24 protein-coding genes are annotated in these 23,743 nt (G+C 70.9%); 17 read left to right on the top strand and 7 right to left on the bottom strand.

Going from position 1 to position 23,743, the window contains the following annotated elements:
* The first annotated feature begins 15 nt into the window (after positions 1-15).
* Genes HFP15_RS17810 through HFP15_RS17800 form a run of 3 tightly spaced genes read left to right on the top strand, consistent with a single transcriptional unit; the run spans position 16 to position 3,385 of the window.
* On the top strand, positions 16-1,347 hold the full coding sequence (locus HFP15_RS17810) for an MFS transporter (RefSeq protein ID WP_168516942.1): 1,332 nt from the start codon (positions 16-18) through the stop codon (positions 1,345-1,347).
* Positions 1,344-2,231, top strand: coding sequence for a 2-dehydropantoate 2-reductase (locus HFP15_RS17805; protein WP_168516940.1), 888 nt, complete (start codon positions 1,344-1,346; stop codon positions 2,229-2,231). Before HFP15_RS17810 ends, HFP15_RS17805 begins: the two co-directional genes overlap by 4 nt.
* Positions 2,228-3,385, top strand: coding sequence for a thiolase family protein (locus HFP15_RS17800; protein WP_168516938.1), 1,158 nt, complete (start codon positions 2,228-2,230; stop codon positions 3,383-3,385). The genes HFP15_RS17805 and HFP15_RS17800 overlap by 4 nt, the downstream gene beginning before the upstream one ends.
* A gap of 14 nt (positions 3,386-3,399) precedes the next feature.
* Here HFP15_RS17800 and HFP15_RS17795 read toward each other — a convergent pair whose 3' ends face one another.
* Positions 3,400-4,005, bottom strand: a complete 606-nt coding sequence (locus HFP15_RS17795) for a TetR/AcrR family transcriptional regulator (RefSeq protein ID WP_168516936.1) — start codon at positions 4,003-4,005, stop codon at positions 3,400-3,402.
* Between the two features lie 41 nt (positions 4,006-4,046).
* On the opposite strand from HFP15_RS17795, the gene HFP15_RS17790 reads away from it, so the two are divergent.
* The 6 genes from HFP15_RS17790 to HFP15_RS17765 all read left to right on the top strand — a co-directional run bounded on the left by HFP15_RS17790 (position 4,047) and on the right by HFP15_RS17765 (position 9,103).
* Complete coding sequence (locus HFP15_RS17790; RefSeq protein WP_168516934.1) at positions 4,047-4,796, top strand: enoyl-CoA hydratase/isomerase family protein; 750 nt, start codon at positions 4,047-4,049, stop codon at positions 4,794-4,796.
* A 114-nt stretch (positions 4,797-4,910) separates the two neighbouring features.
* Positions 4,911-5,906 carry an ABC transporter substrate-binding protein gene (locus HFP15_RS17785; RefSeq protein ID WP_312871632.1) on the top strand — a complete coding sequence of 332 codons (996 nt, stop codon included), beginning with the start codon at positions 4,911-4,913 and terminating at the stop codon, positions 5,904-5,906.
* Complete coding sequence (locus tag HFP15_RS17780) at positions 5,903-6,823, top strand: ABC transporter permease subunit (RefSeq protein WP_168516932.1); 921 nt, start codon at positions 5,903-5,905, stop codon at positions 6,821-6,823. Before HFP15_RS17785 ends, HFP15_RS17780 begins: the two co-directional genes overlap by 4 nt.
* Positions 6,823-7,632: an ABC transporter ATP-binding protein gene (locus HFP15_RS17775; protein WP_168516930.1), complete on the top strand. Its 810-nt coding sequence runs from the start codon at positions 6,823-6,825 to the stop codon at positions 7,630-7,632. The genes HFP15_RS17780 and HFP15_RS17775 overlap by 1 nt, the downstream gene beginning before the upstream one ends.
* A complete protein-coding gene (locus HFP15_RS17770) occupies positions 7,629-8,744 on the top strand; it encodes an alpha-hydroxy acid oxidase (protein ID WP_168516928.1) in 1,116 nt (371 codons plus the stop codon). Before HFP15_RS17775 ends, HFP15_RS17770 begins: the two co-directional genes overlap by 4 nt.
* The gene (locus HFP15_RS17765; RefSeq protein ID WP_168516926.1) at positions 8,741-9,103 is read left to right on the top strand and encodes a Rid family hydrolase; all 363 of its coding nucleotides are present in this window, start codon (positions 8,741-8,743) and stop codon (positions 9,101-9,103) included. The genes HFP15_RS17770 and HFP15_RS17765 overlap by 4 nt, the downstream gene beginning before the upstream one ends.
* Here the strand turns inward: HFP15_RS17765 and HFP15_RS17760 are convergent.
* Positions 9,093-9,935, bottom strand: coding sequence for a DUF4097 family beta strand repeat-containing protein (locus HFP15_RS17760; protein ID WP_168516924.1), 843 nt, complete (start codon positions 9,933-9,935; stop codon positions 9,093-9,095). The genes HFP15_RS17765 and HFP15_RS17760 overlap by 11 nt on opposite strands.
* Before the next feature lie 137 nt (positions 9,936-10,072).
* Between HFP15_RS17760 and HFP15_RS17755 the strand changes: the two genes are divergently transcribed.
* Together HFP15_RS17755 and HFP15_RS17750 are read left to right on the top strand one after the other, a co-directional pair.
* Positions 10,073-11,008 (top strand): ATP-binding cassette domain-containing protein, encoded by a 936-nt coding sequence (locus HFP15_RS17755; protein WP_168516922.1) that lies wholly within the window; start codon positions 10,073-10,075, stop codon positions 11,006-11,008.
* Positions 11,005-11,748 carry an ABC transporter permease gene (locus tag HFP15_RS17750; protein WP_168516920.1) on the top strand — a complete coding sequence of 248 codons (744 nt, stop codon included), beginning with the start codon at positions 11,005-11,007 and terminating at the stop codon, positions 11,746-11,748. The genes HFP15_RS17755 and HFP15_RS17750 overlap by 4 nt, the downstream gene beginning before the upstream one ends.
* Here HFP15_RS17750 and HFP15_RS17745 read toward each other — a convergent pair.
* Complete coding sequence (locus tag HFP15_RS17745) at positions 11,732-14,863, bottom strand: ATP-binding protein (RefSeq protein ID WP_168516918.1); 3,132 nt, start codon at positions 14,861-14,863, stop codon at positions 11,732-11,734. The genes HFP15_RS17750 and HFP15_RS17745 overlap by 17 nt on opposite strands.
* Positions 14,864-15,078: 215 nt before the next feature.
* Here HFP15_RS17745 and rho point away from each other — a divergent pair, with 215 nt between their 5' ends.
* Positions 15,079-16,140 (top strand): transcription termination factor Rho, encoded by a 1,062-nt coding sequence (gene rho, locus HFP15_RS17740; RefSeq protein WP_168516915.1) that lies wholly within the window; start codon positions 15,079-15,081, stop codon positions 16,138-16,140.
* Positions 16,141-16,144: 4 nt separating this feature from the next.
* Here rho and HFP15_RS17735 read toward each other — a convergent pair whose 3' ends face one another.
* Positions 16,145-16,570, bottom strand: coding sequence for a pyridoxamine 5'-phosphate oxidase family protein (locus HFP15_RS17735; RefSeq protein ID WP_168516913.1), 426 nt, complete (start codon positions 16,568-16,570; stop codon positions 16,145-16,147).
* Positions 16,571-16,580: 10 nt separating this feature from the next.
* A complete protein-coding gene (locus HFP15_RS17730) occupies positions 16,581-17,348 on the bottom strand; it encodes a maleate cis-trans isomerase family protein (protein WP_168516911.1) in 768 nt (255 codons plus the stop codon).
* Between the two features lie 82 nt (positions 17,349-17,430).
* Here HFP15_RS17730 and HFP15_RS17725 point away from each other — a divergent pair, with 82 nt between their 5' ends.
* Positions 17,431-17,850, top strand: a complete 420-nt coding sequence (locus HFP15_RS17725) for a TOBE domain-containing protein (protein ID WP_168516909.1) — start codon at positions 17,431-17,433, stop codon at positions 17,848-17,850.
* Here HFP15_RS17725 and HFP15_RS17720 read toward each other — a convergent pair.
* Positions 17,816-18,295 (bottom strand): molybdopterin-binding protein, encoded by a 480-nt coding sequence (locus HFP15_RS17720; RefSeq protein WP_168516907.1) that lies wholly within the window; start codon positions 18,293-18,295, stop codon positions 17,816-17,818. The two genes, HFP15_RS17725 and HFP15_RS17720, sit on opposite strands and share 35 nt — an antisense overlap.
* Before the next feature lie 214 nt (positions 18,296-18,509).
* Between HFP15_RS17720 and HFP15_RS17715 the strand changes: the two genes are divergently transcribed.
* Positions 18,510-19,337: a hypothetical protein gene (locus tag HFP15_RS17715; RefSeq protein WP_168516905.1), complete on the top strand. Its 828-nt coding sequence runs from the start codon at positions 18,510-18,512 to the stop codon at positions 19,335-19,337.
* A 4-nt stretch (positions 19,338-19,341) separates the two neighbouring features.
* Here HFP15_RS17715 and HFP15_RS17710 read toward each other — a convergent pair whose 3' ends face one another.
* A complete protein-coding gene (locus HFP15_RS17710; RefSeq protein WP_168516902.1) occupies positions 19,342-19,914 on the bottom strand; it encodes a TetR/AcrR family transcriptional regulator in 573 nt (190 codons plus the stop codon).
* A 187-nt stretch (positions 19,915-20,101) separates the two neighbouring features.
* Here HFP15_RS17710 and HFP15_RS17705 point away from each other — a divergent pair, with 187 nt between their 5' ends.
* Genes HFP15_RS17705 through HFP15_RS17695 form a run of 3 tightly spaced genes read left to right on the top strand, consistent with a single transcriptional unit; the run spans position 20,102 to position 23,671 of the window.
* Complete coding sequence (locus tag HFP15_RS17705; protein WP_168516900.1) at positions 20,102-20,554, top strand: (2Fe-2S)-binding protein; 453 nt, start codon at positions 20,102-20,104, stop codon at positions 20,552-20,554.
* Positions 20,541-21,503: an FAD binding domain-containing protein gene (locus tag HFP15_RS17700; protein ID WP_168516898.1), complete on the top strand. Its 963-nt coding sequence runs from the start codon at positions 20,541-20,543 to the stop codon at positions 21,501-21,503. Before HFP15_RS17705 ends, HFP15_RS17700 begins: the two co-directional genes overlap by 14 nt.
* Positions 21,500-23,671 carry a xanthine dehydrogenase family protein molybdopterin-binding subunit gene (locus HFP15_RS17695; protein WP_168516896.1) on the top strand — a complete coding sequence of 724 codons (2,172 nt, stop codon included), beginning with the start codon at positions 21,500-21,502 and terminating at the stop codon, positions 23,669-23,671. The genes HFP15_RS17700 and HFP15_RS17695 overlap by 4 nt, the downstream gene beginning before the upstream one ends.
* Positions 23,672-23,743: the final 72 nt, after the last annotated feature.

The following is a 23,743-nucleotide window of genomic DNA, read 5'->3' as shown; positions in this document are numbered from 1 at the left end:
GCCCGAAGGAGTGCCATGACCCCCACCCCGCCCACCGTGACCCCGCAGATGCGCCGCGTCGCGTGGGCCAGCCTCGTCGGCACCACCATCGAGTGGTACGACTTCCTGGTCTTCGCCGCCGCGGCGGGACTCGTGTTCGACAAACTCTTCTTCCCTGGCCTGGAACCGGCTTCGGCGTTGCTCGCCTCGTTCGCCACGATCGGCGTCAGCTTCCTGGCCCGGCCCCTGGGCGGCGTCATCGCCGGACATCTCGGCGATCTGTTCGGCCGCCGGGCGATACTCGTGGCGACCCTGATCCTGATGGGCGGCGCGACGACCGCGATCGGCCTGCTCCCCGGTTACGCCACGATCGGCGTCGCCGCCCCGGTGCTTCTCGTCGTTCTCCGCTTCCTGCAGGGGATTTCCGCGGGCGGCGAGTGGGGTGGGGCGGCGCTGCTGGCCGTCGAGCACGCGCCACCTGGACGCCGTGGCCTGTTCGGTGCGTTCCCGCAGCTGGGCGGACCGTTCGGCCTGGTACTGGCGAACCTGGTGCTGCTGGGCGTGTCCACGACCACCACACCGCAACAGTTCCTCGCGTGGGGCTGGCGCATCCCGTTCCTGCTCAGCGTCGTGCTGATCGCACTGGGGCTGGTGATCCGCGCCCGCGTCGGGGAAACCCCGGTGTTCGCTGAACTGCGCCGCACCAGGACACGTCGCAGCGCTCCGCTCGCGGTGTTGCTGCGCCACAACTTCCGCGCGGTCGTCGTCGCGTCGGCGTTGTTCATCGGTGTCAATCTGTGCGGCTACATCCTGATCGCGTTCATCGGCTCCTACGGCACGCAGAAGCTGCACGCGGGCCGGTCCGCGATGCTGCTGGTCGGTGTCGTCGGCGCGCTGTCGTGGGCACTGTGGACGGTGCTCGGCGCCCGCTGGTCCGACCGGCTGGGGCGGCGCCGCACCTACCTGCTCGGCACGGTCGCGCTGGCGGTCTGGGCGTTGCCCATGTTCCTGCTGCTGGACACCGGCTCCGTGCCGTTGATGCTGCTCGCGGTGTTCGGACTGGCCATCGGGCTCGGCATCACCTACGGCCCGCAGGCGGCCGCCTACGCGGAACTGTTCCCGGCCGCGGTGCGCTACAGCGGTGCCTCGCTGGCCTACTCGCTCGGCGCGGTGCTCGGCGGCGGCTTCGCCCCGCTCGTGGCGGCCTGGTTGCTCGCCAGGACCGGCAGCTCGCTGGCGGTCTCGGCGTACATGTTCCTCGGTTGCCTGATCACGTTCGCCGCCGTGCTCGCGTGGTCGGAACGGCCCGTGGGCGAGCGGGAAGCATCGGTGTCCACTGTGGATGAGCGCGCCGAGGTGGGCACGTGAGTCACGTCGCGGTCATCGGCGCCGGTGGGGTGGGCACGGTTCTCGCGGCCGCGATGAGCGATGCGGGCCACGAAGTCACGATCTGCGCCCGCTCCACCACGCCTCCGCTGAATCTGCTTTCGCACGGCGAGACCCGGCGGCTCGACCTGCCGGTCGTGCGTGATCCGGACCGGGCCGGTCGGGTCGACTGGGTTCTGTTGTGCACCAAGGCTCACGACACCGCCGGCGCCGTGTCGTGGCTGTCGCGGCTGTGCGGACCGGAAACGGTGGTCGTGGTGTGCCAGAACGGGATCGGCCGGGCGCACCAGGTGAAGGCGGTGCTCCGGCGCGGCACCGTGCTGCCCGCTCTGGTCTACATCGCGGCCGAGCGAGCCGAAGCCGGGCTCGTCGTCCATCGGCGGGGCCGCCGCGTCGTCGTCCCGGCGGAACCGGCCGGGCGAGCGTTCGCCGACCTTGCCGCGCCCGTCCTCGACGTGGACGTCGAGCCGGACTTCGGCACCGCGGCGTGGCGCAAGCTGCTCACGAACCTGGCCGCGAACCCCATCACGGCACTGACCGGCCGGCGCATGGACGTGTTCGGCGACGCCGAGGTCCACCGCCTCGCGACGGCGGTGCTCGGTGAGGCGGTGGCCGTCGGACGGGCGGAGGGCGCGCGGCTCGGCGATCCGGATGTCTCGGAGACGCTCGACTTCTACGCCGCCTTCTCCCCGGACGACGGCACTTCGATGCTGTACGACCGGCTGGCCGGGCGTGGCCTGGAACACGAGGAGTTCAGCGGCGTGGTGACCGCGCTGGGACGCCGGCACGGCATTCCCACGCCGGCGAACCAGGCGCTGTACGCCCTGCTCGGTGCGCTGACGAAGAACGAGGGGAGCACCCCATGAACGACGCGGTGATCGTGGCGGCGGTGCGGACGCCGGTCGGCAAGGGCAAGGCCGGTGGTGCGCTGGCGGCCGTCCATCCCGTCGATCTGCTCGCGGGTGTGCTGCGCACGGTGGTGGCGGACACGGGAATCGATCCCGCGCTCGTCGACGACGTCATCGTGGGCTGTGTACAGCAGGTCGGCGACCAGTCGGGCAACATCGCGCGCACCGCCGCGCTCGCGGCCGGCCTGCCCGAGTCGGTTCCCGCGACCACGGTCAACCGGCAGTGCGGGTCGAGCCAGCAGGCCGCGGCCTTCGCCGCGCAGGGCGTGCTCGCCGGTGCCTACGACGTCGTGATCGCGGCCGGCGTCGAGTCGATGAGTGCGATCCCGCTCGGCAGCTCCCGGCCCGCGAACCGGGGTGAGCGCCACGCCCGCCGATATCCCGAGGGGCTGGTGAACCAGGGAATCTCCGCCGAACTCGTTGCCGCACAATGGAAGCTGGACCGCGCGGAGCTCGACGAGTTCAGCGCGGAATCGCATCGGCGCGCGGCCGCGGCTTGGCGTGCGGGCGACTTCGCGGCCGAGGTCGTCGCGGTGCCGCAGGCGCCCGGTCTCGTGACCGACGAGACGGTTCGCCCGGACACGACGGCCGAGGCGCTCGCCGGGCTGAGACCGTCGTTCCGGACCGCGGATTTTCCCGACATCGACTGGAAGATCACGCCGGGCAACTCCTCGCCGTTCACCGACGGCGCGTCCGCGGTGCTGATCATGAGTGAACACCGGGCCCGCTCCCTCGGAGTGCGTGCCCGTGCCCGGTTCCACGCGTTCTCCGTCGTGGGCGACGATCCGTTGCTGATGCTCACCGGACCGATCCCGGCCACCGCCAAAGTGCTGGCCCGCGCCGGAATGACCATCGGCGACCTCGACGCGTACGAGGTGAACGAGGCGTTCGCGCCGGTGCCTTTGGCGTGGCTTCGCGAAGTGGACGCGGATCCGGCGCGCCTGAACGTCCGTGGCGGCGCGATCGCTCTCGGCCACGCGCTCGGCTCGTCCGGCACCAGGCTGCTGGTCACGTTGCTCAACGTTCTGGAGTCCACCGGCGGCCGCTTCGGGCTGCAGACCATGTGCGAGGCGGGTGGCATGGCCAACGCGACGATCATCGAGCGGCTGTGACCACCGGGCGTGCTTCAGCCTGGCGCGCCGCCGTGCCCGAGCGCGCCCAGCACCGAGGCCGAGAGCGTCCGCCCGATGCGTTTTGTCGGCCAGCGCAGGCTTTCCGCCAGGTCGACGATGACCCGCTCGTCGAACATCGTGATCCAGACGAGCACCGCGTAGTCGGTGTCCTGCGCCGGAATCGTGCCGTCCTCGGCGAGTTCCTCGATCACCGGCGCGAGGATGCCGTACAGGGCCGAGGTCGGCGGGTCCGCGCGGTGGACGCGTGCCAGGAACCCCTCCGCGCTGCGGATGTGCGTTGCCGCGCGTCCCCACAACGCGGCACAGGCCGCCCAGCGGTCGCAGATGGCGTCGAACCGGCGGCGGCCGCGGGCGCGGGCCGATACCTTGCCGAGATCGCCGACCAGTTCGTCGATCAGCCGGTAGTAGAACTCGCGGTGGACTTCCTGCACGTCAGCGAAATGCCGGTACACCGTGGCCGAGGAGATACCGGCCGCGCGCGCCAGATCCGGCAGTGTGAAGGCGGTGCCGCGCTCGCCGAGCAGCAGAGCCGCGCTGTCCAGCAGCCGGTCGCGCGTCTCGGCGCTGTCCCGGCGTATTCCCGCCGAACGACGTGCCATGAACCCTCCTCGGGCTCATTCTGGCACGGCAAGGAGTGAGCATGAGTGCGGAGCCGGTCCGGTACCGGACCGAGGACGACATCGCGGTAGTGACGATCGACCGGCCCGACGCGAGCAACGCGCTCAACGCCGCGACCAGAGCGGCGCTGCTCGACGCGCTGGCGGCCATGGACGCCGATCCCGCGGTGCGGGCCGGGGTCTTGACCGGCGCGGGGACGCGTGCGTTCTGTGCCGGTGGTGACCTGCGGGAGCTGAGCGAGGATCCCGAGCCGATGCGGCGGTTTCTCGACCGGCTGCGACCGGGCAAGCCGTTGATCGGCGGGGTCAACGGCGCGGCCTACGGCGCGGGTTTCCTGCTGGTGCAGGCGTGCGATCTGTGCGTGGCCTCGACCGGCGCTCGCTTCGCCGTACCGGAGATCAAGCTCGGCCGGCCGCTGTCCTGGGCGGCGGCGTTGCCGTGGTGGATTCCACCGAGGGCGGCGATGGAGTTGCTGCTCACCGGTGACCCCGTCGACGCGGGTCGTGCCCGTGAACTCGGCCTGGTCAACGTGGTCGTGCCGCCGGAGGACCTGCTCGGCGAGGCGTGTGCGCTCGCGCACCGGGTGGCGGCCGGTGCGCCGTTGACCGCGCTGGCGGCGAAGCGGATGCTCCGCCTGTCCTCGGAGGTCCATTTGCGACAGATGGCACCGGAGCTGGAGGCGTTGTGGCGGCCGGTGCTCGGCAGCGCGGACGCGCGGGAGGGTATCGAGGCGTTCCTGGCGCGGCGGCCGGCCCGCTGGACGGGCCGCTGAGATTCGTTAAAACGAGGAAAAGTTCTCGACCGGCGGTTGACTAGGAAGACTTCAGCTTCTAGCTTTCTTCTCAATCTAATGGAGAAAATCTTCTCAACTATCACCCTGGAGGCAGTGGTGAGAGTAAGCCGTAGTATCCGATTATCCGCCGGACTGGCGGCCGTCCTGCTCGTCGCCGCGTGCGGCACCGCTTCGTCCGGCACGGGTTCCTCCCCGGCGGCGAAGGACTCCTACCGCGTCGGCGTGTTACAGATGGCCGAGGCCACCGTGCTGGACGACACCGTGACGGCCTTCGAGCACAAGCTCAGCGCCCTGCTGGCGCCGAAGAAGGTCGCGTTCGAGCTGAAGAACGCGCAGGGAGATCAGAGCCTGGTCGGCGGTATCGCACGGGACTTCGCGGGATCGGACGACGACGCCTTCGGGGTCATCGGCACCCCGGCGGTCATCGCGCTCGCCCAGCAGGTTCGCGACCGGCCGATCTTCGCCATCGCGATGGGCGATCCGGTCGGCAGCGGGGTCGCGAAGTCGCTCACGACACCGGGCGGCAACGTCACCGGCAGCATCGACTACGTCGATCCGGCTCTGCTGCTCGACCAGATCCTGAAGATCGCCCCCGCACCGAAGCGCATCGGCACCGTCTACGACCCGTCGAACAAGAACATGCAGGTGTGGGTGGACGCGCTCCGCAAAGCCGTGGCGGCACACAGTGGGCTGTCCCTTGTGGAGTCCTCGATCGCGGGAGCCGCCGACGTGCCGTCCGGTGCGCGGGGGCTCGTCGGCCGGTCGGACGCGATCCTCATCGGACCGGACGCGACGGTGTTCGCCGGGCTCGCCGCGGTGGGCTCGACGGCGGCGGCGGCCAGGTTGCCGGTCTACGTCTCCGGCGGTGACGCCACCGTTCCGGGCATCCTGGCCAGTATCGGACCGGACTACCCCGTGGTCGGGGAGCTGGCGGCCGCGTCCGCGGCGAAGGTACTGACGGGGACGAAGCCGGGCGAGGTCGCCTTCGGGCAGCCGAACGGTGTCGAGTTCGAGGTCAACAAGACCACAATGGACAGTCTGCCGGTGACCGTGCCACAGGACATCCTGGCCAAAGCGGTGGTCAAATGATCGGCCGCGTCGTACTCGACACGCTGGTCACCGGGCTGCCGCTGGTACCGGTCTTCCTCGGTATCTACACGGTTTTCCGGGTGCGCGCGGACTTCGACCTGACCGTCGAGGGCAGTTTCGCGCTCGGCGGCGCGGTCACCGCGATCGCCGCGGTGTCGGGCCTGCCGCCGCTGGCCGCGCTGCCACTGGGCGCGCTGGCGGGTGGCGTGGCGGGCCTGGTTACCGCGGGGCTGCACCTGTGGCTGCGGGTGCCGGTGCTGCTGGCCGGCCTGGTGATGAGCATCGGACTGTTCAGCGTCACGTTGCACGTACTCGGCGCGCCGACTCTGAGCCTGCTGGTCGCCGACACCCTTTCGGCCGAGGCGAGCGGCTACGCGGGGTCTCCCGATCTGGCGATCTCGGTGCTGCTGGGCCTGATCGTGCTGGTGGTGCTCGCCGGATACGCGCTGCTCATGCGGACCGAGATCGGGCTGGCGCTGCGGGCGAGCGGGGTGAACGCCGGAATGGCGCGCAGCCAGGGCGTCAACGATCGCGCGGTGCTGGCACTCGCGCTGTTCCTGTCCAACGCACTGGCCGGGCTCGGCGCCGGGCTGCTGGTGCAGACGCAGGGCTACGCCGACGTGAACATGGGCGTCGGGATCTTCGTCGCGGGTGTGGGCGCGGTGCTGCTGGGTGAACTGTTGCTCCGGCCGTCCGGCTCGAAGGTACTGCGCATCGTGGCCTGTGTACTCGCCGGAACCCTGCTGTACCGGCTGATCCTCGTGGGCGCGTTGCGGATCGGGCTGCCCGCGGGCGATCTCCGCGGCGTCACCGCGCTCACCCTCGTCATCGCGGTCGCGGCCGAGCGGTATCTCGGCGGGGCGTTGCGGAAGGTGCGGGTGGCCGGTCTCGTGTCCACGGTGCGGAGGGCGTCCTGATGCTCGAACTCGACGGGATCAACCTGATCTACAACCGCGGCCGGGTGGACGAGGTGGTCGCGCTGCGTGGCCTGTCCCTCACTGTCCACACCGGACAGTTCGTCACGGTCATCGGCAGCAATGGCGCGGGCAAGAGCAGTGTCGTGCGCACGGTGTCCGGAGCCGCGCGCCCCACCTCGGGGCGGGTGCGCATCGGCGGGCGGGACGTGACCGGATGGCCGGACTACCGGCGCGCGGGCCTGGTCGCGAGGGTTTTCGACGATCCGCGCGCGGGCAGCGCGCCGGAACTGAGCATCGAGGACAACCTCGCCCTCGCGATGAGCCGGGGGCGCCGCCGGACGCTGCGGTTCGCGTTGTCGGCGAAACGGCGCGCCCGCATGCGGGAGCGGCTGGCCCGGCTCGGGCTGGGACTGGAGAACCGGCTCGCCGACCGGGTCGAGCTGCTCTCGGCCGGGCAGCGCCAGAGCCTGACCATGGTGATGGCCGGGCTGAGCGCACCCGAGGTCCTGCTGCTCGACGAGCACCTGGCGGCCCTGGATCCCGCGACCGCGGCCAAGGTACTGGCGCTCACCGAGGAGCTGGTCCGCGACATGGGCTGCACCACGCTGATGATCACCCACAACATGGACCACGCGCTGGCGATGGGGGAGCGGCTGCTGGTACTCAGCCGCGGCACCGTCATCGCCGATCTCGACGCGGCGACGAAGGAAGCGACGAGCCCGTCCGGCCTCGTCGACCTGATCAGCGGTGCAGGCGACGCGGTCAGTGACCGGCTCCTGCTCGGCGACCGGACGGAGGTCGGCCGATGACATCGGGGGACATCGCGCCGCCCGCGACGTTCTACGGCAGCGGGGAGCGGTTCGCGACGCTGGACGAGATCGTCGCGGCCGCCCGCGAAAACCTGCCCGCGGAGGTATGGGACTTCCTGGCCGGTGGCGCGGGCGAGGAGTCCACTTTGCACGCCAACCGGGACGCGTTTGCCCGGTGGGCGTTCCTGCCGAGGGTGATGAGCGGCGCGGACGTGCCTTCGACGCGCACCTCGTTCCTCGGGGCGGAGCTGAGCATGCCGGTGCTCACCGCGCCGTTCGGCGCCGACGCGCTGTTCCACCCCGAGGGTCAGCGCGCGGTCGCGCGGGCGAACGAGGCGGAGGGAGTGGCAAGCATCGTGCCGGAAGCGGGCAGCCACTCGCTGGAGGACGTGCGTGCGGCGGCGCCGGGCGCGGCGGTGATCGCGCAGCTGCATCCGATGGGCCAGGAGGCGAACTTCCGGGCGATGATCGCGCGCATCGCCGACCGCGGCTACCGGGCGCTGTGCGTGACCGTCGACTGTCCCACGGGCGGCTGGCGGGAACGCAACCTGCGCAACAGGTTCGCGCCCGATCCGGCCGTCATCACGGGCAACTACCGGGCCGCGGGCTCCCCCGAACCGGAGGAGGTGTTCGGGCAGCTGTTCGACCGGACCGAACCGGTGTGGAGCTGGGACCGGCTGGCCGGCGCACTCGCCGGTTCGCCGCTGCCGTGGCTCGCCAAGGGAATCCTCACCGGCGCCGACGCCGAAGCGGCGATCGCCGCGGGCGCGTCCGGGATCGTCGTGTCGAACCACGGGGGCCGCCAGCTCGACGGCGCGCCCGCCGCGCTCGACCAGCTGCCGGAAGTGGCGCGTGCGGTGGCGGGCCGCGCGCAGATCGCGCTGGACAGCGGAATCCGCCGCGGCGCGGATGTCGCGAAGGCGCTTGCGCTCGGTGCGGACGTCGTGATCATCGGCAGGCTCGCGGCCTGCGGTCTCGCGGCCGCGGGGGAGACCGGGGTCCGTCGCGTGCACCGGCTTCTCCGGGCCGAGCTGACCACGGTTCTCACCCTGCTCGGCCGGGGCGGCGTGCGGGACCTGGACGAAAGCGCGCTCCGGCGGTCCGCGTCGTGATCGATCGCGTGTCCGGGCAGACGCCCGCGTTCGCCGGGGCGACGGCGCACGCGGGCCTGGTGTTCACCGCGGGCGTCATCGCCCCGAGCGTCCTCACTGGTCACGGCGCCGGGTTCGGCGAGCAGGCCCGGGAGGTGATGGCCGTCCTGGACGACGTACTGGGACGGGCGGGCAGCCGCCTCGACCGGGCGCTGCGGGTCGAGGCGTTCCTCGCGCGGGAGCAGGATCTGGCCGCATGGAACGAGGTCTTCGCCCGGACCTGGCCCAGCGAGGCACCCGCGCGTTCGACGGTGCTGGCCACGCTCGCCGTGCCCGGCGCGCTGATCGAGATCCAGATCGTGGGAGCCCTCACGGTGTGATGCGGGCGGGGCGGACGATGACGTCGCCGCCGTCGCTGCGGGCCCGCACCTTGACGGTCCGGCCGGGCCGCTCGGGCGCATCGAGGCGGTTGCGCACCCGGCCGACCGAGGCGCGCGCCTCCAGCGCGGCGGCGGTGCCCTGCGGGACGCCGATCTCCAGCTCGCCCGCGGCGGTGTACAGCTCGACCGGGCCGCTGCCGAGTTCACCGACGCGGATGTCGCCCACGGCGGCCTTCGCGTCGACCCCGGCGCGCGCGACGTCGACGGTGATGTGGCCGTTGGACGCGTGCGCCCGCAGGTCACCCGCCACCTCGCCGATCCAGCTGTCGCCGCCGATGTTCTTGACCACCGCGCCGCCGTCGACGCGGTTGAGCCGGATGTCCCCGTTCCCGCTGACATCGGCCCGCCCGGTCACGTGGTCCACGAGCACCTTGCCGCCGGTGGTCTTCAACCGGACGTCGGCGGCCTGCTCGATCCGCACGTCGCCGGTGGCGGTCTTCAGCCGGCACGAACCGACGACCCCCTCGACGAGGTGCTTGCCCTTCGCGGTGACGCCGTGCACGTCCGAACCCGTCGGCACCTGCACCAGCACCTCCACCGAGCCGTATCTGGTGTTGAACGCGGTGCGCAGCTTCGGGTGCCGGACGGTCAGCTCCCCGTCGGCGAAGTCGATGCTGACCTGTTCGGCGGCCTTGACGTCCAAGTCCCAGGCCGGGTCGGCGGGACGGACCTCGACCACCGTGTCGGCGCGGTCGCTCGCGGTGAACCGGACGTCGCCGCCGATGATGTCGACGGTCGCGGAGATCGGCGCGGGGGTGTGAAACGTGGGCATGGCGCTACCTTCCCGAATGTCGTGACTGATGACGGAACCCACGATCACCCGCCGTCCTGACATCGCGCCGCCATCGCGCTGACGCGGTGTCAGAGTCGTGTCAGCGCGGTGACCGCCGCGCCGATCACAGTTGCCGCATGACGAATTCGGCTATCACGACTTCCGGTCTGCGGAAGGCATTCCAGGACAAGGTGGTGCTCGACGGCATCGATCTCGATGTCCGCGCCGGCACGGTTTTCGCGCTGCTGGGCCCGAACGGGGCAGGCAAGACCACGATGGTGAACGTCCTGACGACGCTGCTCAAGGCCGACGGCGGCACCATCCGCGTCGCCGGGCACGACGTCGCGACCGAGGCGAACGCGGTGCGCGCCGCGATCGGGGTCACCGGCCAGTTCGCGGCCGTCGACGAGCTGCTCACCGGCCGGGAGAACCTGCAGCTGATGGTGGACCTCGGCCGGGCCAAGAACGGTAGGGAGACCGTCGCGCGGCTGCTGGAGCGCTTCGATCTGGCCGAGGCGGCGGACAAGTCCGCGTCGACCTATTCCGGTGGCATGCGAAGGAAACTCGACCTCGCGATGACGCTGATCGGAAACCCTCGGCTCATCTTCCTCGACGAGCCGACGACGGGCCTGGACCCACGCAGCCGCCGCACGATGTGGTCGATGATTCGCGAGCTCGTCGCCGGCGGCGTGACCATCTTCCTCACCACCCAGTACCTCGACGAGGCCGATCAGCTCGCCGACCGGATCGCGGTACTCGACCACGGCCGCCTGGTCGCGCAGGGCACTCCCGACGAGCTCAAACGCCAGATCCCCGGAACGCACATCCGGCTCCGGTTCGGCACCGCCGCCGAACTCGACGCCGCCGCACGGATCTTCCCCGGCTCCACACGGGACGACGAGGCGCTCGCACTGCGGATTCCCGGCGACGGCGGCACTGCCTCGCTGCGCGCACTGCTGGACCGGCTCGACGAGCATGCGCTCGGCGCCGAGGAGTTCTCCGTGCACACGCCGGACCTCGATGACGTTTTCCTCGCCCTGACGGGCCACACCACGGAGGTGCTCGCGAAATGAAGTCGCAGTCGATCGTCATGTTGCGCCGCAACTTCAAGCACATCGCCCGCAACCCGTTCACCGTGTTCAACGCGGTACTGATGCCGGTCGTGGTGATGGTGATGTTCGTGTACATGCTCGGCGGCGCGTTCAGCGTCGGCGTCGATTACGTCGACTACGCCACGCCGGGCCTGATGCTGCTGGCCGTCTGTTATGGCCTGGGCGCGGTGGCGACCTCGGTGAACTCCGATATGACCAAGGGCATCATCAACCGGTTCAAGGTCATGGACGTCTCCCGTAGCGCGGTGCTGACCGGGCACGTGATCGCCAGCGTGCTGACCAACCTGCTCGCGATCGCGGCGCTGGTCGGGGTGGCCTTCCTGCTGGGTTTCCGCCCGGCGGCGAGTTTCCTCGACTGGCTCGCCGTCATCGGGATGGTCGTGCTGATCGGTTCCGCGGCCGGCTGGCTGACCGTCGCACTGGGACTGGCGGCGAAGTCCCCGGAGACGGCGGGAATGGCTTCCGTGCCGCTGGTCATGCTGCCGTTCTTCAGCAGCGCGATCGTGCCCGCCGACAAGATGGGCCAGGGGCTCCGGCAGTTCGCGCAGTACCAGCCGTTCACCCCGATCATCGAAACCCTGCGCGGGTTGCTGGCCGGCGCCCCCGCCGGTGGCACCGTGCTCGCCGCACTCGGCTGGTGCGCCGGGATCGCCCTCGTCGGCTACCTGTGGGCGCGGTCGACGTTCACGAAGCGAGCGTGACCGCCACGAGCTCCCGCCAGCTCGCTCGCGTGCCCTCCTCGGCCGCCTCGGTGAACTTCGTGTCACCGAGGCGGCTTCGCGTTTCCCGCTCGATCCTGGCCACATCGGGCTGGGCGCGATCCGGCAGGCCGCGCACGCTCGTGCTCGCCGCGAGCAGCCGCGCGGCCTGTTCGTACTGTTCGCGGCGCAGCGCCAGATCCGCGATGCCGACGAGCACCTGCGCGATCATGGGCGCGCTGCCGTGCTCGGTGGCCGCCTGGAAGGCCGCGTCGCGGTGCGCGCGGACCTCGTCGAGATCCTCGGTGAGGTAGCCGAGCAGGTCGTGGCGCAACGCGCGGACCTGTGCCCGCTCGGCGGCGTTGCCCAGCAGGTCCGTCGCGAGGTCGAGTTGCGCGAGAGCCTGTTCGGCGTCGCGGCGCCAGCGCGCGAGTTCGGCCTTCGCCAGGGCCAGTTCGGTCAGCGCACCCGGCCAGGCGACCCGTTCGGCGTACCGCTGCGCCTCGGCCATGGCGGCCGCGCTGGCATCCTCGTCTCCCGCCAGCCAGTACAGCTGGGCCTGCCGCGACCACAGCGGCACGACGTCCTCGGTGGCGCCGAGTTCGGTGATGGCCGCGATCGCCTGCCGGCAGTGCTCGCACGCGGCGGCGAACTCGCCCCGCGTGGCGAGCCGGTTCGCCAGTTCGGTGAGGGCGAACGAAATCCCCCAGCGTTCGCCGAGCGCGCGGAATTCGGCGAGTGCCGCCCTGAGGCTGTCGTCGGGGTCCCGGTCGCCGTGGCCGAGCATGATCCGCATCTTGCCGAGCTGCAGCCGGGCGAGTGCGCGTGCCCACGGGTCTTCGTCGGTCAGCAGCGGTTCCCACGCCGACCGGTACGCGTCCGGCGCCCGCAGCAGCCTTTCCAGTGCGGAGACCAGACCCATGACCGGATGACGGCCGTGGACGCGCTGACTGATGTCGTGGACCTCGTGGATCCAGTCCGCGGCCTGGTACTGGTCGCTTTCCCGCCCGGAGGTCATGAAACCGGTGGCGAGCGCGTAGACGATGCCGCGCAGCTCGTCGGGTACCTCGCCGGGCGTGGCCGCGGCCGCCAGGATCAGCTCGTTGCCCTCGAGTTTGTGCCCGCCGAGCCACCAGTAGAAACCGGCGACCGCCGCGAGCCGCATCGCCCCGTACGCCTCACCGGCCGCGAGCGCCCCACGCATCGCGGCCACGATGTTGTCGTGCTCGGCCTCGAGCGTGGCGAGCCACTCCAGTTGCTCCGCGCGGCGCAGGTGCGGTTCCGCGGCCTCGGTGAGTTCGGTGAAGTACGCCAGATGCGCATGCCGCGCCGGCTCCGTCTCGCCCGCCTCGGCGAGCCGCTGCTGGGCGTACTCCTTGATCGTGCCGAGCGTCCGGTACCGCGGCGTTTCCCCGTCCTCGATCACCACCAGCGACTTCTCTGTCAGCGCGGTCAGCAGTTCGAGCACGTGGGCCGCCGGAACGGTGTCGCCCGCGCAGACCCGCTCGGCTCCCTCCAGGCTCGCGCCGCCGGAGAACACCGACAGCCTGCGCAGCACGATCCGTTCGGCGTCGCTGAGCAGCTCCCAGCTCCAGTCGATCACCGCGCGCAGGGTCCGGTGCCGGGGCAACGCGGTACGGCTGCCGCCGGTGAGCAGGCGGAAGCGGTCATCCAGCCGGCCGGCGAGCTGATCGAGGGACATGGTGCGCAACCGGGCCGCGGCGAGTTCGATGGCCAGCGGCATCCCGTCCAGCGCCCGGCACACCCGCGCCAGGGTCGCCACGGTACCGGCGTCGGCGCCGAGGTCCTTGCGCACCGCGCTCGCCCGCTCCCGCAGCAGCCGGACGGCCGGCGCGGACTCGATCTCGCCCGCGGTGGCGTCCTCCGCGGGCAGCGCCAACGGCGCGACCGGCCACAGTGCCTCACCGGTGATGCCGAGCGGTTCCCGGCTCGTCGCGAGGATCCGCAGCCGGCGGCATTCGCCGAGCACCCGGTGCGCGAAGGCCGCCGCGGACTCGATCACGTGCTCGCAGTTGTCCAGGATCAGCAGCATCTCCCGCTCGCGGACCGCGGCGACGACCCGTTCCGTCGGCTCGATGTCCGATCCCTCGGCCAGCAACGCGTCCCGCAGTTTGAGCGCGGCGAGCGTCGCCTGCGCGACATCGGCCTCGGGGCCGATGGGGGCGAGTTCGACGAGCCACACCCCTTCCGGCAGGTCGTCGAGCAGCGTGCGCGCGGTTTCCGTGGCCAGCCTGGTCTTGCCAGAGCCACCCGGTCCGATCAGCGTGGTGAGCCGGTGCTCGCCGACGAGTTCGCGCACCGCGGCGATATCGGCGTCCTTGCCGACGTAGCTGGTCAGCTCGGCACGCAGATTGGTCCGGCGGGTTTCCTCCCGCCGCCCCAGCTCGCCGCGCAGCAACGCGACGTGCAACCCGGACAGCTCCGGTGACGGGTCCACACCCAGCTCGTCGGCCAGTGCCTCCCGCGTGCGCTGGTAGACCAGCAGCGCCTCGTTGTCGCGCCCGGTGGCGACCAGCGCGCGCATCAGCGCCGCGACGAGCCGTTCGCGCAGCGGATGCGCGGCCACGGCGTCGGTCAGGTCGGTGACCAGCTCCGCACCGTGGCCGAGGCCGATCTCCGCGTCGAAGGAGTCCTCCATGGCCGCCAGGCGCAGCCCCTCGAGCCGGGTGACCGCCGCGTCGAACGCCGCGCTGTCCGGCAAACCGACGTCCTGCAGGGCCGCGCCGCGCCACAACGCGAGGGCCTCGCGCAGCCGGCGGGGATCCTCTTCGTCGCGGGCCCTGGCGACGAGACGTTCGAACCGCACGGCATCGACGTCATCGGGTTCGACCTTGAGCCGGTAGCCGTCCGGCTGCCCCTCGAGGAGCCCCTCCGGCAGCACCTTCCGTAGCCGGGACACCAAGCGCTGCAACGCATTCGCCGCGTCGGCGGGCGGGTTCTCACCCCAGATCCAGTCGACGAGCGTCGCCTTCGCGACCACCCGGCCCGGTTCGAGCGCGAGGGCGGCCAGCAGTCCGCGCAGCCGGGCGCCCGGCACGTCGGCGAGGACACCGCCCTCCGGCCGAACCTCGAATGGTCCCAGCAACCCGATCCGCACCTCGCCGATTTTGCCACGGGTGCCGCTGACGTTGCGGTCTGATCGCCGGACTTGCCGGTGCGTGCACTACGCGCTACTCTTGCGGTGATCCTCGCGGATGTCGGCTCGGCCGCCCGCTCAGATCTTTTCCCTCCCCGAAGTTCAGGTTTTCGGGTTTTTCGTTCCCGGTGCTCCGCGCGTGCGTCGATCACCGCCTTTCATTTCTGGAGTTCACCATGCCCCTACAAGGAATCCTCGATATCCACGGCAAATCCGCCACCCTCGGCTACGGCCCCGGTGGCACCAGCGTCCCCTTGGGACTCGTTCGCGCACACGGTTTGCGCCGCGGTGACGAAATCGTGCTGGAGGGCGAGGAATTACTGGCCCTCAACGGTTCTTCGCCCCGGCGCGAGCGTCCCGAGTTCGACGAGCTCACGCCGGTGTATCCCGACGAGCGGCTCGTGCTGGAAACCGGCCGGCTCACCACCCGCGTGCTCGACCTGGTCGCACCGATCGGCAAGGGGCAGCGCGCGCTCGTCGTCGCACCCCCGCGCGCCGGCAAAACGTTTGTGCTACAAGCGATCGCGCACGCCGTCGCGCGAAATCACCCGTCCGCCCATCTCATGGTGCTGCTCGCCGACGAGCGGCCCGAGGAGGTCACGGACATGCGCCGCACGGTCTGCGGTGAAGTGGTCGCCTCGACGTTCGACCGCAAGCCCGCCGAGCACACGGCCGTCGCCGAACTCGCCCTCGAACGCGCCAAACGCCTCGTCGAATCGGGCCGTGACGTCGTGCTGCTGCTCGACTCGCTGACCCGGCTCGGCCGCGCGTACAACCTCGCCGCCCGGCCGTCGGGCCGGGTGCTCTCGGGCGGGGTCGACGCGGGCGCGCTGCATCCGATGAAGAAGATCCTCGGCGCCGCGCGCAACATCGAAGGCGGCGGTTCGCTCACCATCATCGCCACGGCGCTCGTCGGCACGGGTTCGCTGGCGGACACGGTGTTCTTCGAGGAGCTGAAAAGCACCGGCAACTCGGAACTGCGCCTGGACCGCGCCCTGGCCGACCACCGGCTGTTCCCCGCCGTCGACCTGTTCGCCTCCGGCACCCGGCGCGACGACCTGCTGGTGCCGCCCGGCGAACTGGCCGTGATGACCGAGGTCCGGCGCGCACTGGCCGGTCAGGATCCCAAGCGCGCCACCGAACAGTTCCTCGACCAGGTGCGCACGACCAGGTCGAACGCGGAGTTCGTCGCACGCGTGACCGCGTCGCTGGCCGGGCCCGCGCAGTCCGCCGCCTGAACGCTCACACCGAACCGAGATCGGCCGACAGCCAGTGTTCCGGCCGCAGGTAGATGACGACGTGCTCGCCCAGTTGCGTCCGCTCGAACTCCAGGTATCCCGCGACCTTGTCGGCGGGCAGATACCGCGCGGCCATTTCGTACGCTAGCTCTTCGCTGTCCGGCGTGGTCCGGACCACGGGGCCCGCCACGGACACGTAGCGGACGCTCGGCACAGTGCGCTCGACCATCAGGCTGAACCGGCCCGCGGTGTCGATCGCGCGTGCCTTGCGCGAACCCGGAGCCGTGCGTACCCACAGCTCGCCGCCCGGCGTGTACTGGTACCAGATGGGAACCGTCAGCGGCGCGCGATCCGGCTTCTCGACCACGGACAGCGCTCCGACGTGAGGTTCCGCGAGGAATTGCCGACGTTGTCTTGGTGACAATGGCATGAGCGGGAGGCTACTCGCGGGGTCCGACAAAACCGCTCGGCGCGAACAGTGGCCCCGCTTCTTCGGACACCGCGCGTATTCCGGCGAGCCGCGCCGCGGCCCACAGCGTCACCTGCGTCGCGGTGAGCACCGGACAGCCCGCGGCGCGTTCGAGATCCGCGGTGATTTCGCTGGTGTGCAAGGCGGTTTCCGGCAGCAGCACCGCCTGCGCGCGGGGATGCGCGGCGCGCCGGACGAGATCCACGATGCGCTCCGGGGACCACCGTGCCAGCTCCCGCTCGGAGCCGCCGGAGGCGTCGACGCGGCGCACGATCTCGGCGCCGGCCTCGCGCACCCGCTCGACGAAGTGAGCCGAGACCTCCGGGTGGTACACCGACGCCAACGCGACCGTGCGCAGCCCCAGGCTGCGGATCGCCTGCTGGAACGCCGCTGTCGTGCTCATCGCGGGGCAGTCCGCGAGCCGGCGCAGGACGCGCAACTGGTCCTCGACGCCGTCCGGTCCGTCCACGAAACTGGCGCTGGTCACGGCATACGCCACCACGTCGACGTCGCGGCCGTCGAGAGCGGCGGGCAGCACGCGCTGCAGATGCGCTGCCGAACCCAGGCGGCGCACGGCATCGACGACCTGATCGGTGTCCAGTGTGGACAGATCTCCGATGTCCTCGGGCCAGGGGAAGTAGACGACCTCGACGTCGAGTGCCGGACGCGTCCGTGCGGCGAGGCGCAGGAAGTCGTCCTCACCGGTGTTCGCCGTGGGATAGACCAGTCCGATGCGCATGCCGACACCATAGGGCGCACCCGTCACTCGGCAGGGTCTCTTTCGGCAAGCGGCCGGCACGAGGCCGGGCTAGAGTCCGCCCATGGGTCTGAGCATCCGCAACCAACTCAGCGGAACGGTCACCGCCATCACCCGCGGTGCGGCGATGGCGACCGTCAAGGCGCGACTGCCCGGTGGGCAGGACGTCACCGCCGCCATCACACGGGAGGCGGTCGACGACATCGGCCTCACCGAAGGATCGGCCGTGCGCGTGCTGATCAAGTCGACCGAGGTCTCGCTGGCCACCGGGCCGGTGAGTGGCATCAGCATCCGCAACCAGCTGCCGGGCCGGGTCACCGCCGTCGCGACCGGCGAGGCGATGGCGACGGTGAAGGTCGCCATCGACGGTGGCGAGTTGACCGCGGCGATCACCCGCGAAAGCGCGGGCGACCTGGGCCTCGCCGAGGGCGCTGAGGTCGTCGCGCTGGTCAAGTCGACGGAGATATCGCTCGCGACCGGCTGAGCACCTCCCACGGCGCGACGTTGAACAAGCACAACCGGGACAGACTGCGCACATACCTGCTGGCCCGCCCGTCGCAGGGCATCACGAGCGTCGGGCGCGCCAGCACGGCCCCGTTGTAACGAGTCGCCAGCAGCGCGGCGCAAGCCCCGAACTCCGGGTCGATCTCCGCGAGCGACAGCGCCACCTGGAACCCGTCCTCCGACACGGCGAGCACGACGACGTTGAGCTGTCCCATCTTGTGCCGCTCGTCCCAGCGCGGCCGCAGCTCCGTCAGCACCTCGTGCAGTGCGACGCCCCGCACCCGGTGCACCTCGCGGCGGTAGCGGGTCACATAGGACACGTCGCGGCCGGCGTTCGCGCGAGCGTCCAGGTCGGCCGTGTCGATCACCCGCTCACCGACCACGTCACCCGTCACGAGCACCTGCCCCGGCGCGACACGCTTCATGCGGCGAGGGTAAGTCGCGTCGACGGGTCCACACAGCCCCCGAACAGGGCACGTTGCCAAACCGTAAAGTCGGAGAATTCGCGCTAGAAGATCCGTATCAGCGGAGCTATCATGACACCTACTCCGCAGTTGCTTCGGAGTCAGAAGCCGGGATGCCCGCGTCGTTCGCGCGAGAGCTCTGGTGCCGGCGGGCCGGTCGCGGTACAACCGGAACATGTCCGAGCGCGTCCGGCGCCGTGACCCGCATGCCGCGGTGAAACGCGATGTGCTGGTGCGATACCTCGACGCGTGGATCGCGGGCGCGCTGCGGTCGCATCGGCACGCCACGTACGTCGAATGCGGCGAGTTCGTGGCGGACGCGTTCGGGGTTTTCGAGGAGTTCGCCGACCGGCTCGCCGGGTCGCATCTCGACATGGTGATCGTCGGACGGGAGCCTGGCGATCCGCCGGAGGGGCTGCCGGTCCGTGTGGTCGCCGATCCCGCGGACCTCACGGTGGACGGGCCGATGCTGGCGAATCTCGACGGCCTGGACGTGTGGCCGCCGGTGCGCGGCAAGTCGCACGAGGTGATGTTCACGGCGCGCAGCGGCGATTACGGCGAGCGGCTGCGTGCCGCGGGACTGGCGTACCGGGTCGCCGTCGAACTGGTCGCCGACGACGGCGAAACGGAACTGCTCGTGTTCGGGACCGGGGACAGCGGGCATCTCGCGACGTTCAAGAACGAACTGTGGTCGGTGGACGAGTTCGCCGGAATCCGCTACCGCGATCCACACGACACCGAGGGCACCCTTGTCGACATCTCGCTCACACCGCAGCTGCTGCCGTTGCGGCGGACGCTGCTGGCCGAGCTGACGCGGCGGGGTCCGTGCCCGGTCGCCGATCTGCGGCGCCACACCCTGCTGGAGACGATCTACCGTCCCGAGGACACGATCGGTGCCCTGCACGCGGCGGCCGTCGCCGGCGAGATCACCCGCGAGCCGGCGAAGGGCAGGCTGACTCCCCGGACGATCGTCGGCCCCGCCGGTGCCCACAGCGCGCACTGAGTTCTCACCGGTCGGCGGCCATGCCCCGCCACAGCATGTCGACCAGGCTCGCGGTCTGACCGCGCCAGTCGCCGTTCGGATCGAGGAACAGCAGGCCGACCAGTCCGCGCATGATCGTGTCGGTATCGAGGTCGGCGCGGATCGTGCCCGCCGCCACGTTGGCCTTCACCAGCGTGTCGACGGCGCCGACCACGGCTTCGAAGGCGCTCGCGGGCAGCTCCTGCTGGGACCTCGTGGCGGCGCGCAGCGCGTCGGCGAGGCCGCGCTTGGTCATCATGTAGCGGGCGAGGTGATCGACGGCCCAGATCCGGAAGGCCTGTTCCGGCGGGTGCTTTTCGAGCAGCTCCGGCACGACGTCCGCCATGTGCCGGACCTCGCGCTGGTACACCGCGAGGATGAGCGCTTCGGGGGTCGGAAAGTGGCGGTACACCGTGCCGACGCCGACCTTGGCCCGCTTCGCGATCGCGTTGAACGAGATCCCGCCCGGTCCGGCCAGGGACTCGGCGGCCGCGGCGAGGATGCGCTCGTTGTTCCGCCGGGTGTCCGCGCGCCGGGGATTGACCGCTCCCGCCGTCATCGTCCCTCCCGGTTCTTCCGTCTCCGACGCACCACGCTAGCTCGCTTGACCTGGAGCTGCTCCAGCCTGGTAGACGTTTGCGAAGCGGATTCTAATCCGCTAGCTTCGGGTTCAGGGCCGAACCGGATGATTATCCGTTCGGGCTCACCCGCACTGTCAAGACTTCCCACCATCGGAAAAGAGATCAGTGGACATCTCACTCGAAGTCAACGGCAACACCGAGCAGCTGAGCGTCGAGCCCGGTGTGACGCTGCTGGACGCGTTACGGGAGCGGCTCGACATCACCGGCCCGAAAAAGGGCTGTGACCGGGGGCAATGCGGCGCCTGCACGGTGCACGTCGGCGGCAGGCCGGTGCTGTCCTGCCTGACGCTGGCCGCCACGGTGACACAGCCGGTCACCACCGTCGAAGGGCTTTCGGACGGGGACGAGCTGCACCCCGTCCAGCGCGCGTTCGCCGACTGCGACGCCCTGCAGTGCGGGTTCTGCACGCCGGGCCAGGTGATGTCGGCGGTCGCCGCGGTCGAGCAGGACGTCGAGGACGTCCGCGAGTTCATGTCCGGCAACATCTGCCGCTGCTCGGCCTACCCGAACATCGTCGCCGCCATCGAACAGGCGAGGAGGGCCGATGCGACCGTTTGAGCTCACCGCGCCCGCGACCGTCGAGGCGGCACTCGAATCACCGGGCACGTTCCTGGCCGGCGGGACCACACTCGTCGACCTGATGAAACTCAACGTCCTCACCCCGCACGAGGTGCTGGACATCAACCAGCTTCCGTTGCGGGGCATCGATACCGCCGACGGGTTGCGGATCGGCGCGCTGGAGCGGATGAGCGACATCGCCGCGCATCCCGGCGTCTATCCGGCCATTTCGCGCGCCCTGCTGCTGAGCGCTTCCCAGCAGCTGCGGAACATGGCCAGCATCGGCGGCAACCTGTTGCAGCGCACGCGATGCTCGTACTTCCGCGACGTCGCGACGCCGTGCAACAAGCGGCATCCCGGCACTGGCTGCCCGGCGATCACCGGTGCCAACCGGATGCACGCCATCCTGGGCACCAGCGACGCGTGCGTGGCCACGCACGCCAGCGACGTCGCGGTGGCTCTCGTCGCGCTGGACGCCGAGATCCGGCTCGCCGGCGCGGACGGCAGCCGCACCGTGCGGCTGGCCGACTTCTACCGGCTACCGGGTGACACCCCCGACGTGGAGAACGATCTGCGCCCGGGCGAGCTGATCACCGAAGTGGTCGTCCCGCGGCTGGACTGGGCCGCCCGCTCCACCTACGTCAAGGTGCGCGACCGCCAGTCCTACGAGTTCGCATTGTGCTCGGCCGCGGTCGCGCTGGACATCCAGGACTCGCACATCGTCGATGCCCGGGTCGCGGCCGGTGGCGTGGCGACCATGCCGTGGCGGCTGCCCGCCGTCGAGGCGGCGCTGCGCGGCGAGCCCGTGACCGCGGAGTCCTTCGAGAAGGCGGCCTCGGTGGCGGCTCACGGCGCGAAACCGTTGTCCGGTAACGAATTCAAGGTGTCCCTGCTGAAGCGGACGATCGTGCGCGCACTGCTCGAACTGACTGACGGGAGCGACCGGTGACTCCTCGCCTGGACGGGCCGCTGAAGGTGGCGGGCCGGGCCAAATACGGGTTGGACAACAACTTCCCCGGGATGGCCTTCGGATACGTCGTGCTGAGCACGATCGCGAACGGTGAGATCGAGGCGATGGACGTCACGGCGGCCAAGAGCGCTCCCGGAGTGCTCGGCGTGTACTCGCCGTTCGACCCGCTCGATCTGCGCCCGACGAGCACGCCGCTCATGGGCGATACGTGGGTCCCCCTGCAGGACAGGGAAGTCGCCTACTACGGCCAGCCGATCGGCTTCGTCGTGGCGGAGACGTTCGAGCAGGCCCGTGACGCGTCGATGCTCATCGAGGTCTCCTACCACGAACGACCGGCGCTGACCTCGCTGGAGGACGGGCTCGCGACGGCCGAAGACGCGCCGCCGGGGCGCGACGGCTCGCCGCCGGCACTGGAGGTTCTCGCGCCCGGCGTGGAGTCCTTCGAGGACGCTCTGGCGGCGAGCCCGGTGGTGGTGGAGGCGACGTACCGCACCGCGGCGCAGAACCACGCCGCGATGGAGCCGCATTCCGCGGTCGCCGTGCCCGAGGGTGACGGCGTGACCGTCTACACCGGGAACCAGGGATCCACGCTCATGGCGGGCGAACTGGCCGGGGCGCTGGCGCTGGAACCGTCGGCCGTTCACGTGCTGAACCCGTTCGTGGGCGGCGCTTTCGGCGGCAAGGGACGCACCTCGATCCCGGCGTTCCTGGCGGCGGCCGCGGCCAGGGCGCTCGGCAGGCCGGTGAAGGCGGCGCTGGCGCGCGAACAGGTCTTCACCGCGACGGCGAACCGGCCCGCGACGGTGCAGAAGATGACCCTGGGCGCGGACGCGCACGGCACGTTGATCGCGCTGCGGCACGATTCGTGGAGCAGCACGCCGATGGACCGATCGTTCATCGAGCCGACGTCGCACGGCACGTCGCGCGAGTGGTACGCGACGCAGAACCTCGCGATCAGCCAGAAAATGGTGCCGCTGAACATCCCGCCGACCACGTTCATGCGGGCGCCGGGCGAGGCGCCCGGTTCGTTCGCGCTGGAGAGCGCGATCGACGAGCTGGCGGTCGCGCTGGACATGGACCCGATCGAGCTGCGGCTGCGCAACAACTCGGCCGCGCCGCCGGGTAAGGACCTGCAGTGGTCGAGCAAGCACCTCGACGAGTGCTTCCGCATCGGCGCGCAGCGGTTCGGCTGGGCGCACCGGTCGCCCAACGGGCACACCGACGGCGACTGGCTGGTCGGGCTCGGCACGGCCACCGCGATGTTCCCCGCGCTGCGGTTCCCGGCGACGGTCCAGGTCACCTTCCGCGCGGACGACACGGCGGTCGTCGGGACCGGTGGCGCGGACCCGGGCACCGGGCTGCTGACCGTGCTGGCGCTGGTGGGAGCGGAATCGCTGGACATCGCGCCGGAGCGGGTCACGCCGCTGCTGGGCGATTCGGCGCTGCCGCCGGGCGGGTTGTCCGGCGGTTCGACGGCGACCGCGAGTGCGGGCACCGCCATCATGATCGCCGCGACCAACCTGATCGACGAACTGCTGGCCGTGGCCGCGGCGCCGGGCGCGCCGTTCGAGGGCACGGAGGTCTCCTACGCCGACGGACGCGTGCTGGCCGACGGGAAGTCGATGACGTTCGGCGAGGTGCTGCGTGCCGTGCACCGTCCGTCGATCTCCGCGACGGGGTCCTCGGCGCCGGGAGAGGAGCTGACGAAGCATTCGTTCAGTTCCTTCGGTGCTCAGTTCGTCGAGGTACGCGTGCATCGGCTGACGCGGGAGGCGCGGGTTTCGCGCATGCTCGGCGTGTTCGACGCGGGCCGGATCATCAACGAGAAGGCCGCGCGGAGCCAGCTGATGGGCGGCATGATCTGGGGCGTGTCGGCGGCCCTGCACGAGGGCCTGGAGGTCGAGGCCGGCGGCAGGCTCGCCAACGCCGATTTCGCGAGCTACCTGCTCCCGGTGAACGCGGACATCCCGGACGTGGACGTCCATTTCGTCGAGTACCCGGACACCCTGCACAACGACCTCGGGGCGAAGGGCATCGGCGAGATCGGCACGGTGGGCATGGCCGCGGCGGTCGCGAACGCGATCCACAACGCGACCGGCATCCGGGTCCGCCACCTCCCGATCCAGATCGAGGACCTGCTGGACTGATTTCAGGGGCGGTACCGCCGGCGGCGCGTGGCTCTCGGCGCCGTTGGCGGTACCGCGGCCGCGTCCCGCATC

The organism is Amycolatopsis acididurans, assembly GCF_012328925.1.
Taxonomy (GTDB): Bacteria; Actinomycetota; Actinomycetes; order Mycobacteriales; family Pseudonocardiaceae; genus Amycolatopsis_E; species Amycolatopsis_E acididurans.
The sequence above is the reverse complement of the archived record's forward strand: the minus strand, read 5'-3'. Positions and strand labels throughout refer to the sequence as shown.

Coding starts and splice junctions, on each gene's coding strand:
- HFP15_RS17755 (WP_168516922.1), top strand. CDS start 10,073: ATGACGAATTCGGCTATCACGACTTCCGGTCTGCGGAAGGCATTCCAG.
- HFP15_RS17790 (WP_168516934.1), top strand. CDS start 4,047: ATGAGTGCGGAGCCGGTCCGGTACCGGACCGAGGACGACATCGCGGTA.
- HFP15_RS17760 (WP_168516924.1), bottom strand. CDS start 9,935: ATGCCCACGTTTCACACCCCCGCGCCGATCTCCGCGACCGTCGACATC.
- HFP15_RS17775 (WP_168516930.1), top strand. CDS start 6,823: ATGCTCGAACTCGACGGGATCAACCTGATCTACAACCGCGGCCGGGTG.
- HFP15_RS17780 (WP_168516932.1), top strand. CDS start 5,903: ATGATCGGCCGCGTCGTACTCGACACGCTGGTCACCGGGCTGCCGCTG.
- HFP15_RS17735 (WP_168516913.1), bottom strand. CDS start 16,570: ATGCCATTGTCACCAAGACAACGTCGGCAATTCCTCGCGGAACCTCAC.
- rho (WP_168516915.1), top strand. CDS start 15,079: ATGCCCCTACAAGGAATCCTCGATATCCACGGCAAATCCGCCACCCTC.
- HFP15_RS17730 (WP_168516911.1), bottom strand. CDS start 17,348: ATGCGCATCGGACTGGTCTATCCCACGGCGAACACCGGTGAGGACGAC.
- HFP15_RS17720 (WP_168516907.1), bottom strand. CDS start 18,295: ATGAAGCGTGTCGCGCCGGGGCAGGTGCTCGTGACGGGTGACGTGGTC.
- HFP15_RS17700 (WP_168516898.1), top strand. CDS start 20,541: ATGCGACCGTTTGAGCTCACCGCGCCCGCGACCGTCGAGGCGGCACTC.
- HFP15_RS17800 (WP_168516938.1), top strand. CDS start 2,228: ATGAACGACGCGGTGATCGTGGCGGCGGTGCGGACGCCGGTCGGCAAG.
- HFP15_RS17710 (WP_168516902.1), bottom strand. CDS start 19,914: ATGACGGCGGGAGCGGTCAATCCCCGGCGCGCGGACACCCGGCGGAAC.
- HFP15_RS17715 (WP_168516905.1), top strand. CDS start 18,510: ATGTCCGAGCGCGTCCGGCGCCGTGACCCGCATGCCGCGGTGAAACGC.
- HFP15_RS17725 (WP_168516909.1), top strand. CDS start 17,431: ATGGGTCTGAGCATCCGCAACCAACTCAGCGGAACGGTCACCGCCATC.
- HFP15_RS17770 (WP_168516928.1), top strand. CDS start 7,629: ATGACATCGGGGGACATCGCGCCGCCCGCGACGTTCTACGGCAGCGGG.
- HFP15_RS17750 (WP_168516920.1), top strand. CDS start 11,005: ATGAAGTCGCAGTCGATCGTCATGTTGCGCCGCAACTTCAAGCACATC.
- HFP15_RS17795 (WP_168516936.1), bottom strand. CDS start 4,005: ATGGCACGTCGTTCGGCGGGAATACGCCGGGACAGCGCCGAGACGCGC.
- HFP15_RS17810 (WP_168516942.1), top strand. CDS start 16: ATGACCCCCACCCCGCCCACCGTGACCCCGCAGATGCGCCGCGTCGCG.